14 protein-coding genes and 1 riboswitch are annotated in these 11,618 nt (G+C 75.8%); of the genes, 10 read left to right on the top strand and 4 right to left on the bottom strand.

All coding sequences use genetic code 11. The annotated features are described in order from the left end of the window. The first annotated feature begins 264 nt into the window (after nucleotides 1–264). The 3 genes from ACI79E_RS20660 to ACI79E_RS20650 all read left to right on the top strand — a co-directional run bounded on the left by ACI79E_RS20660 (nucleotide 265) and on the right by ACI79E_RS20650 (nucleotide 2,363). The gene (locus ACI79E_RS20660) at nucleotides 265–564 is read left to right on the top strand and encodes a hypothetical protein (RefSeq protein ID WP_456934452.1); all 300 of its coding nucleotides are present in this window, start codon (nucleotides 265–267) and stop codon (nucleotides 562–564) included. 51 nt (nucleotides 565–615) lie between these two features. Next, nucleotides 616–1,104 carry a hypothetical protein gene (locus tag ACI79E_RS20655; RefSeq protein ID WP_456934451.1) on the top strand — a complete coding sequence of 163 codons (489 nt, stop codon included), beginning with the start codon at nucleotides 616–618 and terminating at the stop codon, nucleotides 1,102–1,104. 230 nt (nucleotides 1,105–1,334) lie between these two features. Further along, complete coding sequence (locus tag ACI79E_RS20650) at nucleotides 1,335–2,363, top strand: C40 family peptidase (protein WP_456934450.1); 1,029 nt, start codon at nucleotides 1,335–1,337, stop codon at nucleotides 2,361–2,363. 15 nt (nucleotides 2,364–2,378) lie between these two features. On the opposite strand, the gene ACI79E_RS20645 is transcribed toward ACI79E_RS20650, so the two are convergent. Continuing rightward, nucleotides 2,379–2,957 carry a YdeI/OmpD-associated family protein gene (locus ACI79E_RS20645; RefSeq protein ID WP_456934449.1) on the bottom strand — a complete coding sequence of 193 codons (579 nt, stop codon included), beginning with the start codon at nucleotides 2,955–2,957 and terminating at the stop codon, nucleotides 2,379–2,381. Between the two features lie 132 nt (nucleotides 2,958–3,089). On the opposite strand from ACI79E_RS20645, the gene ACI79E_RS20640 reads away from it, so the two are divergent. From ACI79E_RS20640 to ACI79E_RS20620, 5 genes are all read left to right on the top strand, one after another. Further along, nucleotides 3,090–3,830, top strand: a complete 741-nt coding sequence (locus tag ACI79E_RS20640; protein ID WP_456934448.1) for a histidine phosphatase family protein — start codon at nucleotides 3,090–3,092, stop codon at nucleotides 3,828–3,830. Beyond that, nucleotides 3,811–4,701 carry an NAD(P)H-hydrate dehydratase gene (locus ACI79E_RS20635; RefSeq protein WP_456934447.1) on the top strand — a complete coding sequence of 297 codons (891 nt, stop codon included), beginning with the start codon at nucleotides 3,811–3,813 and terminating at the stop codon, nucleotides 4,699–4,701. Before ACI79E_RS20640 ends, ACI79E_RS20635 begins: the two co-directional genes overlap by 20 nt. Before the next feature lie 74 nt (nucleotides 4,702–4,775). Next, complete coding sequence (gene gdhA / locus ACI79E_RS20630) at nucleotides 4,776–6,125, top strand: NADP-specific glutamate dehydrogenase (protein ID WP_456934446.1); 1,350 nt, start codon at nucleotides 4,776–4,778, stop codon at nucleotides 6,123–6,125. A gap of 17 nt (nucleotides 6,126–6,142) precedes the next feature. Further along, nucleotides 6,143–6,289: a hypothetical protein gene (locus ACI79E_RS20625; RefSeq protein WP_456934445.1), complete on the top strand. Its 147-nt coding sequence runs from the start codon at nucleotides 6,143–6,145 to the stop codon at nucleotides 6,287–6,289. Then, a complete protein-coding gene (locus ACI79E_RS20620) occupies nucleotides 6,286–6,459 on the top strand; it encodes a hypothetical protein (protein ID WP_456934444.1) in 174 nt (57 codons plus the stop codon). The genes ACI79E_RS20625 and ACI79E_RS20620 overlap by 4 nt, the downstream gene beginning before the upstream one ends. Here ACI79E_RS20620 and ACI79E_RS20615 read toward each other — a convergent pair. After that, entirely contained in the window at nucleotides 6,456–7,490 is a 1,035-nt protein-coding gene (locus tag ACI79E_RS20615; protein ID WP_456934443.1) for a uroporphyrinogen decarboxylase family protein, read from the bottom strand. The genes ACI79E_RS20620 and ACI79E_RS20615 overlap by 4 nt on opposite strands. Before the next feature lie 63 nt (nucleotides 7,491–7,553). Between ACI79E_RS20615 and ACI79E_RS20610 the strand changes: the two genes are divergently transcribed. Further along, a complete protein-coding gene (locus tag ACI79E_RS20610; RefSeq protein WP_456934442.1) occupies nucleotides 7,554–8,135 on the top strand; it encodes a gamma carbonic anhydrase family protein in 582 nt (193 codons plus the stop codon). A gap of 35 nt (nucleotides 8,136–8,170) precedes the next feature. Here the strand turns inward: ACI79E_RS20610 and metX are convergent, their stop codons facing one another. Together metX and ACI79E_RS20600 are read right to left on the bottom strand one after the other, a co-directional pair. Further along, nucleotides 8,171–9,220, bottom strand: a complete 1,050-nt coding sequence (gene metX / locus ACI79E_RS20605) for a homoserine O-acetyltransferase MetX (RefSeq protein WP_456934441.1) — start codon at nucleotides 9,218–9,220, stop codon at nucleotides 8,171–8,173. A gap of 97 nt (nucleotides 9,221–9,317) precedes the next feature. Beyond that, entirely contained in the window at nucleotides 9,318–10,613 is a 1,296-nt protein-coding gene (locus ACI79E_RS20600; RefSeq protein ID WP_456934440.1) for a bifunctional o-acetylhomoserine/o-acetylserine sulfhydrylase, read from the bottom strand. 43 nt (nucleotides 10,614–10,656) lie between these two features. Next, nucleotides 10,657–10,772: riboswitch (SAM riboswitch) on the bottom strand. Between ACI79E_RS20600 and ACI79E_RS20595 the strand changes: the two genes are divergently transcribed. Then, nucleotides 10,748–11,618 (top strand): alcohol dehydrogenase catalytic domain-containing protein (locus ACI79E_RS20595; RefSeq protein ID WP_456934439.1); only part of this gene is annotated, 871 nt, incomplete at its 3' end. It overlaps the preceding riboswitch by 25 nt.

The following is an 11,618-nucleotide window of genomic DNA, read 5'->3' as shown; positions in this document are numbered from 1 at the left end:
GGACCCCGCCAGCTGGCGAGTCGGCGCGCCGACGCCCACCACGGTCGGTGGTCGTGTGCCAACCGTTCCGTCACAGTGTTGGCGGATCGTGACCGTGACGTTCTGCAAACGTCCAAATACCGTGAGTCCTGTCGGGATGGGACGCACGGAGCGCAACCACTGCCTCTACCACCCCGAGCAACTGCCGAAACGTGGCACGGACGTCGTCTTCGTCCGGCCACAGACAGGCCCCGCGCAGCACCGGGGCCGGTGAGGGGGAGTCCCGTGGCCCGAGGTCAGAAGCCGTCGGTGTTCCAGGTCGGTCAGGTCTGGGACGACGGCGCCACCGTCGTCGTCTCGGGCTGGGGTCTGGGGCTGTGCGCCGCCGCCTGTGCCTGCCACCGGCACCCCTCCGGCGGCCACCTCACCATCGCCGAGGACCAGGCCGCGGGCCTGCTGGGCCTCCAGACCTACGACGACGGCTGCACCTGCTGCGAGCCCTGGACCGCCGACGAGCTCGGCGCCATCCTGCGGGACCTCGAGATGGTCTCCGGGATCGACGCCCAGGAGCCCCTCGCCGGCTGAACCCCGCGGCTGCGCCCGGTTGGTGCGCAGCCTCCCGGGTAGGGCGCACCCATGCTGGGACGAGCCGCCCTCCGCGGAGCCCTGGCCGGGCTGGCCGGCACCGCGGCCATGACGCTCGGCGAGAAGGTCGAGCAGTCGTTCACCCACCGGCCGGACTCCTACGTGCCCGGCCGCACGCTCACCGCGCTGGCCACGCGCCGCCGGCTCCCGGGCTCCGCCCGCCCGCCGGTGCGCAACCACCTCATGCACTGGGGGACCGGCGCCGCCGTCGGCGCCCTGCGCGGTATCTGGGCGGCCAGCGGCCTGCGTGGCTGGCGGGCCTCGGCCTGGCACACCTCCGTCCGGCTGGCCACCGACCAGACGCTCGAGAACGCCACCGGGGTCGGGGCGCCCCCGTGGACGTGGTCGCGCCGCGACCAGGTCGTCGACCTCGGTGGCAAGGCCCTCTACTCGTTCGTCACCGGTGCCGTCGCCGACCGGCTGGTCCCCCTCGCGCCCGACCGCCACCCCTCCGGGGCGGCCGGACCTCGCCGGCGGTAGCCCGGCACGGACCGGCCCGGGTGTCCCGGTAGCCCCTCCTGCTGACAGGTCCGCCGCCGCGGCGGGACGGCGGGGCCTGCTGGTGCCCGTGTGACGGATGAGTCGCCGCCCGTGCCCGGCAGCCCGCGCGGCACCCCCTACAAGTCGAGACCGCCTCCTTACCGTGCGTGCAGACGCGCTCGGAACACCGCCTCCCTCCCGGGGCGGGGCGCGGCGAGAGGGGGCCGGCGATGCGGCGCAACCGGACGACGAGGCGACGCTGGTCGGTGGCCACCCTCTCGGTCGGGGCCGCCGCGGCCGTCGTCCTGGCCCCCGCCACCGCCGGTGCCGTCCCGTCCACCGCCCCGTCCTCCGCCGCGGACGCCGCCCGCCTGGTGCAGGAGACCGGGCAGCAGCTCACCGACCTCGACGAGCAGGTGCACCAGGCGCGCCTCCTCGTCGCCGAGCAGCAGCAGGTGGCCGCCGCGGCCGCGCAGACCGCCGCCCAGGCGCACGCCGAGGTCGCCCGGTACGAGCCGCAGCTGCGGGCGTTCGCGCAGAGCGGCTGGACCAGCCACTCGCAGTCGCGGGTCGCGGCCTTCCTCACCAGCGAGTCCGCGGCCGACGTCGTCCAGCAGATGACGACGCTGGACCTCATCGCCAGCCACACCGAGGGACTGCTCACCGAGGTCGCCGCGGCCCAGACCGCCGCCCGGGAGGCGCAGGCGCAGGCCGACGCGGCCGCGGCCCAGGCCACCGCCGCCCTCGCCGAGCTGGAGCGCCAGCAGGCCGACGTGCAGGCCCGCGTGGCCGCCTACGAGGCCGACTTCGAGCGGCTGTCGGACGCCGAGCAGGCCACCGTCACGGCGCGGCTGGCCGGGCCCGCCCTCCCGCCGCCGTCGACCACCGCCGTGGTGGCCGCGGCACCCAGCGCGGCCGCCGGCTCGGTCATCCAGGCGGCGCTGGCCCAGGTGGGCAAGCCGTACGTGTGGGGCTCGTCGGGCCCGAGCGGGTTCGACTGCTCCGGGCTGACCAGCTTCGCCTACCAGGCGGCGGGGGTCTCGCTGCCGCACTCCAGCCGGGCGCAGTCGCGCATGGGCACCGAGGTCTCCCGCGCCGAGCTGCAGCCGGGCGACGTCGTCTACTTCTACTCGCCGGTCAGCCACGTGGGCATCTACATCGGCGACGGCAAGATGGTGCACGCCCGCACCTTCGGCCAGCCGGTCGCGGTCACCAGCGTCGACCAGCGCGGCTACGCCGGAGCCCGCCGCATCCTCTGATCGGAGGCCCCGCCCTCAGTGGAGGCGGCCGCCCTCGGCGAGCAGCTGCACCAGCGCGGCGATCCGCCGCGCCCGGGTCGTCTCCGTCGCGGCGGTGGTCACCCGGTGCAGCACGGCGTAGCGGTTGGCGCCGTCCAGCGCGGCGAACTGCTCCTGGGCGGCCGGGACGGCGGCCAGCGCCGCGGCCAGGTCGTCGGGCACCGTCGCGGTGGCGGGGCCGGCGTAGGCCCGCTCCCACCGCCCGTCGGCCTGCGCCGCCGCCACGGCCGCCAGCCCCGCCGGGCGCATCCGCCCGGCGGCGGTCAGCGCCTCGACCGCCGCGACGTTCTTCTGCGACCAGAGGCTGCGTGAACGGCGGGGGGTGATGCGCTGGAGGTAGAAGCGGTCGTCGAGCCGGTTGGACCGGCCGTCGATCCAGCCGAAGCACAGCGCCGACTCGACGAGCTCGGCATACGTCACCGACGGCACCCCGGCCCCCTTCTTCGCCAGCCGCACGTAGAGCCCCGGGGCGGTGGCGTGCTCGGCCTCCAGCCACTCCTCGAACGCGGCCTGGTCGGGGAAGGCACGCACGGGCAGGTCGGTGGGCAGCGTCACGGCGGTGATCCTCGGGGCCGCCGGCGCCGTCGTCCAGTGGCACCGGGGGCCGGCTGCGGTTTGGCCCGGCTGCCGGACGGCTAGAGGCGGCGGGACCCCGGGCGCCGAGCCCGGACGCGCGAGGGAGGCGGGATGGGGGAGCACGGGCCCGGCCCGGCGGTGCTGTGGCTGGTCCGGCACGGCGAGAGCACGGGCAACGTCGCCGACGCGCGCGCCCAGGAGACCGGCGCCGGCCGGCTGGAGCTCGACGTCCGCGACCCCGACGTCCCCCTGTCCGACACCGGCCGGGCCCAGGCCGAGGCCCTGGGCCGCCACCTGGCCGCGCTGCCGGAGGACCAGCGGCCGACCGCCGTGCTCAGCTCCCCGTTCGCCCGGGCCCTCACCACCGCGCGGCTGGCGACGGCCGGCCTCGGCGTGCGCGTGCGCACCGACGAACGGCTCCGGGAGCGGGACTTCGGCGCCTTCGACGGCATGACCGGCGCCGGTATCCGCGAGCACCACCCGGAGGAGGCCGACCGGCGGGACCTGCTCGGCAAGTTCTACTACCGGCCACCGGGCGGGGAGAGCTGGGCCGACGTCGCGCTGCGGCTGCGCAGCCTGCTGGCCACCGAGGCGCTGCGGCACGACTGCGACCGGCTCCTCGTCGTCGCCCACCAGGCCGTGATCATGGTCTTCCGCTACGTGCTCGAGGAGCTGACCGAGCAGGAGCTGCTGGCCGTCGACCGGGAGCACCGGGTGGCCAACGCCTCGCTGACCCGGTACCAGATGGACCCCGGTGGCTCCCTGCGGCTGGCGGAGTTCAACGAGGTCGGCCACCTGACCGCCCAGGCCGAACCGGTCACCGAGGAGCCCGATGCCACACCACGTCCCTGACCTCACCCTCGTCACGCCGGAGCTTCTGCGCGGCTGGCCGCTGCCCGAGCCCGACGGTGGCAAGAACGCCCGCGGCTCGGTCCTGGTCATCGGCGGCAGTGCCGAGACCCCGGGTGCGGTGCTGCTCGCCGCGCACGGGGCCCTGCGCGCCGGGGCGGGCAAGCTGCAGGTGGCGACCGTGGCGTCGATGGCGGCGGTCGTCGCCGCGGCCCTCCCCGAGGCCCGGGTGCGGGCCCTGCCGGAGACCGCGGACGGCGCCGTCCGGGCCGATGCCGCCGACGCGGTGCGCGAGCTCGCCGAGGCGGCGGACGCCGTGCTGGTCGGCCCGGGCATGGCCGACCCGGACGAGACCCGCGGCCTGGGTGAGCGGCTGCTGCCCGCCCTGCGCGGGTGCCTGGCGCTGGACGCCCTCGGCCTGGCCTGCGTGACGGCCGACGAGACGTGCGTGCGGCACCTCGAGGGCCGGGTGGTGCTCACGCCCAACCCGACGGAGATCGGCTATGCCCTGCACGCCGACGAGGAGCAGGTGGACGACGACCCCGCCGGCGCCGCGACCGAGCTCGCCGGCCGGACGCGGGGCGTGGTCGGGCTCGGCGGGGCGACCTCCTGGGTCGCCGCGCCGGACGGCCGGCTCTGGCAGGACGACAGCGGCCTGGCCGGCCTGGGCGTGTCCGGGGCCGGCGACGTCCGGGCCGGCATCACCGCCGGGCTGCTGGCCCGCGGCGCCGCCCCCGAGCAGGCCGCCGTGTGGGCCTCCTTCGTGCACGGGCGGGCAGGTGAGCGGCTCGCCGCCGCGGTGGGCCGGCTGGGCTTCCTGGCCCGGGAGCTGCCGCCGGAGGTGCCGAGGGTGCTGGGCGAGCTGGAGCCCTGACCCGGGTCGCCGTCGAGGGCGCCGACCCGTCTCCGTACCGTGCTGGCGTCGGAGTGCGACCGGAGGAGGCCAGGGTGGGCAGCGACGTTCCTGCAACGGTGCAGGGCATCTACGACGAGGTGCTGCGGCGCAACCGTGGCGAGACCGAGTTCCACCAGGCGGTGCGCGAGGTCCTGGAGTCCCTGGCCGTCGTCCTGGACCGGCACTCCGAGTACGCCGAGATGAAGACCGTGCAGCGGATCTGCGAGCCGGAACGGCAGATCATCTTCCGCGTGCCGTGGCAGGACGACCGCGGCGAGGTGCACATCAACCGCGGCTTCCGGGTGGAGTTCAACTCCGCGCTGGGCCCCTACAAGGGCGGCCTGCGGTTCCACCCGTCGGTGGACCTCGGCATCGTCAAGTTCCTCGGCTTCGAGCAGGTCTTCAAGAACGCGCTGACCGGCATGCCCATCGGCGGCGGCAAGGGCGGGTCGGACTTCGACCCCAAGGGTCGCTCGGACGCCGAGGTCATGCGGTTCTGCCAGTCGTTCATGACCGAGCTCTACCGGCACCTGGGCGAGTACACCGACGTGCCGGCCGGTGACATCGGCGTCGGCGCCCGCGAGATCGGCTTCCTGTTCGGGCAGTACAAGCGGATCACCAACCGCTACGAGTCCGGCGTGCTCACCGGCAAGGGCCTGGGCTGGGGCGGCTCCCTCGTCCGCACCGAGGCGACCGGCTACGGGGCGGTCTTCTTCGCCGACGAGATGCTCCGGGCGCGCGGTGACTCCTTCGACGGCAAGCGGGTCGTCGTGTCCGGGTCGGGCAACGTCGCGGTGTACGGCGTGGAGAAGGTGCACCAGCTCGGCGGCACGGCCGTGGCCTGCTCGGACTCCACCGGCTTCGTCGTCGACGAGAAGGGCATCGACCTCGAGGTCCTCAAGCAGGTCAAGGAGGTCGAGCGCGGGCGGATCAGCGAGTACGCCGACCGGGTCCCGACGGCGTCCTTCGTGGAGGGCGGCCGCATCTGGGACGTCCCGTGCGACATCGCCGTCCCGAGTGCGACGCAGAACGAGCTGGACGGCGACGCGGCGGGGGTCCTGGCCCGCAACGGCTGCCGGTACGTCGTCGAGGGCGCCAACATGCCCTCGACCCCGGAGGCCGTGCGGATCTTCCGGGAGGCCGGCATCGGCTTCGCCCCGGGCAAGGCCGCCAACGCCGGCGGGGTGGCGACCTCGGCACTGGAGATGCAGCAGAACGCCTCCCGTGACCGCTGGACCTTCGAGCACACCGAGGCGCGGCTGGAGGAGATCATGCGCGACATCCACGCCCGCTGCTCCACCACGGCCGAGGAGTACGGCTCGCCCGGCGACCTCGTCCTCGGCGCGAACGTCGCCGGCTTCCTGCAGGTCGCCGAGGCGGTGCACGCCCACGGCCTGGTCTGAGACGGCAGGCTGACGCCATGAGCGATCTGGACGCGGAGCGGGCGGCCGACGTCTACGTGGCGGGCCTGGAACCCCGGGCGGGGGGCCGGCTGCTGCGCAGCGCGCGGCTGTTCGCCGCGTTCGCCTCGAGCTGGCCTGGGGGCTGCTGCCCGCCCCGTCGGTGAGCGACGTGGTGGTCCGCCGGCGGGACGACGGCGGCGAGGTGCTGCGCGTGGCGGCCGGGGACCCGAACGTGCCCGGGGACATGCTGCGCTTCGTCCAGGACCAGCTGGAGCGGCTGGACCCCGGCGCCTTCCTCGCGGAGTGGCGGGCGCCGGGGTCGCCGCGCGGCTAGAGCTCCGAGCGCAGCACCCGGGCCGCCTCGGCCAGCGAGCGCATCTTGCCCTCGGCCGAGGCGCGGGGCAGGTACTTCAGGCCGCAGTCGCTGGAGAGCACCAGCCGCTCGACGTCGACGTCGTCCAGCGCGCGGCGCACGCGGTCGGCGACGACCTCCGGGGTCTCCACCTCGGGGGTCGACAGGTCCAGCACGCCGAGGGCGATCCCCTTGCCGCGCAGCGGCCGCAGCTGGGCGGGGTCCAGGTGGGACTGGGCGGTCTCCACCGACACCGTGTCGACCGGGGTGTCGGCCAGCTCCGGCAGGAACGAGTAGCCCTCCGGCCGCTCGGACACCATCGCGGCGTAGCCGAAGCACAGGTGCAGGTGCACCGGCCCGGCCGCGCCCTCGACCGCGCGGGTGACCGCCTCCGCGCCGTAGCGGCGGGCGACCTCGGGGCGCGCCTGCAGCCACGGCTCGTCGATCTGCACGATGTCGGCGCCGGCGGCGAACAGGTCGGCGATCTCCTCGCGGACGACGTCGGCGTAGGCGAGGGCGAGCGCGCGGTCGTCGCCGTAGTGGTCGTCCTGGGCCTGCTGGGCCATGGTGAACGGCCCCGGCAGCGTGATCTTCACCGCCCGGTCGGTGGCCGCGCGCAGGAACCGCACGTCGCGGGCCTGGATGGGCTCGCGACGGGTGATGTCGCCGACCACGCGGGGCACGGGGATCGGCTGCCCGGAGCGGTTGAGCACGGTGCCGGGGTCGTCGACGTCCACCCCGTGCAGGGCGGTGGCGAAGTGGTTGGAGTAGGACTCCCGGCGCTGCTCGCCGTCGGTCAGGATGTCCAGCCCGGCCAGCTCCTGCGCGCGGACGGCGAGCAGCGTGGCGTCGTCCTGGGCCTCCTCCAGCTGCTCCGGCGCCACCCGCCACAGCTCCTTGGCCCGCACCCGCGGGGGGAACTGGTGGGCCAGCCGGTCGTGGTCGATGAGCCAACCGGGCTGCGGGAGGCTCCCGACGACGGACGTGGGCAGGGGCGGTAGCGCGGCGACCATGCGGTCGAGTCTGCCGTGCGGCCGGACGGTGCGCGCACGGCCCCGCTGTGCTGTGCTGACCCCGTGGCCGAGAACTACATCGCGCAGCTGGACTTCGGCGCCCCCAAGATCGACGACGAGGCCTTCGTCGCGCCGACGGCGGTCGTCGTCGGCGCCGTGACGATGGGCCCGCGGTCGAGCATCTGGTACGGCGCGATCGCCCGGGCCGACCACGAGGTCATCGAGATCGGCGAGGGCTCCAACGTGCAGGACGGCTGCACCCTGCACTCCGACCCGGGCTTCCCCCTCGTGATCGGCCGCGGGGTCACCGTCGGGCACCGGGTGGTGCTGCACGGCGCCCGGGTGGACGACGACGTCCTGGTCGGCATGGGCAGCGTGGTGATGAACGGCGCGCACATCGGGTCCGGCTCGATCGTCGCCGCCGGCGCCGTGGTCACCCAGGGCACCGAGGTGCCCCCGGGGTCGCTGGTCGCCGGCATCCCGGCGAAGGTCATCCGCCGGGCGACCGACGACGACCTCGCGCACATCCGGGGGAACGCGGCCAGCTACACCGACCGGCTGCCCGCGGCGCGCCGGGTCCGGCCGGTGGTCCGCCAGCCGCTGCCGCCGGCCGGCGCGGTGCCGGGGGACGACTTCGCCGACTGAGGCGGGGCCCGGGACGGCGCGGCCGACCGCTCGGGTCAGGTGCCCAGGAGGTCCCGCACCAGGGCGCCGACGGCGTCGATCTCGATGAGGAAGCCGTCGTGGCCGTACGGCGACGGGATCACCTGCAGGGGGACGCCGAGGCCGTCGGCCACCTGCTGCTGCAGCGGGAGCGGGTAGAGCCGGTCGCTGTCGACGCCGGCGACCACCGCGCGCGCGGTGACCCGGGACAGCGCCGCCTCGACCCCGCCCCGGCCGCGGCCGACGTCCCACCCGTTCATGCTCTCGGTGAGCACCACGTAGCTGCCGGCGTCGAACCGTCGGGCCAGCTTGTCCGCGTGGTGGTCGAGGTAGGAGGCGACGGCGTAGCGGCCGTCGTCCTGGACGGTCGTGCCGAACCGCTCGTCGAGCTCCAGCGCGCTGCGGTAGGTCAGGTGCGCGATCCGCCGGGCGACGCCGAGGCCGGCGACCGGGCCGGGGCCGGGCAGGTAGTCGCCGCCGGCCCAGGCGGGGTCGGCGCGGACCGCCGCCTGCTGGGTGGTCTGGGTGCCGAGCTGGTCGGCGGTCGCCGCGGCCCCGGAGGCCAGGAACAGCAGCGCCCCCACCCGCTCGGGCAGGGCGACCGCCCACTCCAGCGCCCGCATGCCGCCCATGGAGCCGCCGAGCACCGCCGTCCAGCGGCCGATGCCCAGGGCGTCGGCGAGCGCCGCCTCCACCCGCACCTGGTCGTGCACGGTGACGGCGGGGAAGCGGGACCCGTAGGGCGCGCCGTCCGGGGCGGTGGACGACGGGCCGGTCGTCCCCTGGCAGCCGCCGAGCACGTTGGCGCAGACGACGAACAGCCGCTCGGTGTCCAGCGGCGCGCCGGGCCCGACCAGGCCCTCCCACCAGCCCGGGGTGGGGTGTCCGGGCCCGGCCGGGCCGGCGACGTGGCTGTCGCCGGTGAGCGCGTGCTCGACGAGGACGGCGTTGCCGCCGCCGGGCGCCAGGGTGCCCCAGGTCTCGTAGGCGATCCGGACCGCGGGGAGCGAGCCGCCGCGCTCCAGCTCCAGCGGCCCGGCCAGGTCGAAGAAGCGCCGGCTGCCCACGGGGTCGCCCTCGCGCCAGCCGCCGGGGTGCGGCGGGGCCCAGGGGGCAGTGACCTGCCCGACCCGGACCCCGCCGCTCACCACCAGGACGCCCCGGTCACTCAGCCGACTTGGCCGCGCGGAAGCCGGCCTCCAGGTCGGCCAGGATGTCGTCGATGCCCTCGAGGCCGACGGCCAGCCGGACCAGGCCGGGGGTGACGCCGGTGGTCAGCTGCTCCTCGGGGGTCAGCTGCGAGTGCGTCGTCGACGCGGGGTGGATGACCAGGCTGCGCACGTCGCCGATGTTGGCCACGTGGCTGTGCAGCTCCAGCGCGTCGACGAAGCGCTTGCCGGCCTCCACGCCGCCGTGCAGCTCGAAGGTCAGGACGGCGCCGGCGCCCCGCGGCGCGTACCTCTGCTGGGCCGCGTGCCACGGGGAGGAGGCCAGGCCCGGGTAGTTCACCCGGTCGACGGCGTCGTGGCCCTCGAGGAACTCCGCGACCCGCTGGGCGTTGGCCACGTGCCGCTCCATGCGCAGCGACAGGGTCTCGATGCCCTGCACGACGAGGAAGGCGTTGAACGGCGAGATCGCCGGGCCGAGGTCGCGCAGCAGCTGCACGCGGGCCTTGAGCGCGTAGGCCGGCGCGCCCAGGTCGGCGTAGACCACGCCGTGGTAGGTCGGGTCGGGCTCGGTGAAGCCGGGGAACTTCCCGCCGGTCCAGTCGAAGTTGCCCGAGTCGACGATGAGGCCGGCGATCGCGGTGCCGTGCCCGCCGAGGTACTTCGTCGCCGAGTGGACGACGACGTCCGCACCGAACTCGATCGGCCGGATCAGGTACGGCGTGGCGATGGTGTTGTCCACGATCAGCGGGACGCCGTTGCGGTGCGCGACCTCGGACACCGCGCTGATGTCGAGGACGTCCCCCTTCGGGTTGCCGATGGTCTCGGCGTAGAAGGCCTTGGTGTTCTCCTGCACCAGGGACTGCCAGTTCTGCGGGTCGTCGGGGTCCTCGACGAACGAGACGCTGACGCCCAGCTTGGGCAGCGAGTGGTGCAGCAGGTTGTAGGTGCCGCCGTAGAGCGAGGCGGAGGCGACGACGTGGCTGCCGGCCTCGGCGATGTTGAGGATCGCGAGGGTCTCCGCCGCCTGTCCGCTGGAGACCGCGAGCGCCGCGACGCCGCCCTCCAGCGAGGCCACGCGCTGCTCGAGCGCGTCCTGGGTCGGGTTCATGATCCGCGTGTAGATGTTGCCCATCTCGGCCAGCGCGAACAGGTCGGCGGCGTGCTGGGCGTCGCGGAACTGGTAGCTCGTGGTGGCGTAGATCGGCAGCGCGCGGGCCCCGGTCGTCGGGTCGGGGCTGGTGCCGGCGTGGATCTGCCGGGTCTCGAAGCTCCAGCTCTGCGGGTCGCTCATGCGCCGGTCTCCTCTCGTCGGGAGACCCCGCGGCGCACGGGGACCTCCGTCCTTGCCCGACGGCGGACGCCGCCCGGCCGGCTCTTCCCCTGGAGCACCTCGGACGGAGTCGAGGTTGCCGGGCAGCCAGCCAGGTGCTTTGCACTGCCTCTCGTGAGCCAGCCGCGATCTTAGGCAGCGCGCCGCCCTCCGGGGAACACCGGCCCCAGCAGCTACCGCCCAGGTCACGCGGGTGCGCGGGGTCCTCGGCGGTGCGGGAGGCTGCGCCGGTGCGTGCACTGGTGTTCGAGACCTTCGGCGGCCCCCTGACCGTGCAGGACGTGCCGGCCCCCGACCCGGCGCCCGGTGGCGTCGTCGTCCGGGTGGGCGCGAGCGGCATCTGCCGCAGCGACTGGCACGCCTGGCAGGGCCACGACCCCGACGTCGTCCTGCCGCACGTGCCCGGCCACGAGCTGGCCGGCACCGTCGCCGCGGTCGGTGCGGGCGTGCGCCGGTGGCGGGCCGGCGACCGGGTGACCGTGCCCTTCGTCAACGCCTGCGGCCGCTGCCCGCAGTGCGCCGCGGGGGACCACCAGGTCTGCCCGCAGCAGACCCAGCCCGGGTTCACCCACTGGGGGTCGCTGGCGGAGTACGTCGCCCTCGACGCCGCGGACGTGAACCTGGTCCGGCTGCCCGCCGACCTCGACGACGCGACCGCGGCGAGCCTGGGCTGCCGGTACGCCACCGCCTTCCGCGCGGTCGTGCAGGTGGCGGCCGTGCGCGCCGGCGAGTGGGTGGCCGTGCACGGCTGCGGCGGCGTCGGGCTCTCCGCCGTGCAGGTCGCCGTGGCCGCGGGCGCCCGGGTGGTCGCCGTCGACGTCTCACCGGCGGCGCTGGACCTCGCCCGGGGGGGGGGGGGGGGGGGGGCGGGGGGGGGGGGGGGGGGGGGGGGGGGGGGGGGGGGGGGGGGGGGGGGGGGGGGGGGGGGGGGGGGGGGGGGGGGGGGGGGGGGGGGGGGGGGGGGGG

The organism is Geodermatophilus sp. SYSU D00079, from assembly GCF_054050635.1.
The sequence above is the reverse complement of the archived record's forward strand: the minus strand, read 5'-3'. Positions and strand labels throughout refer to the sequence as shown.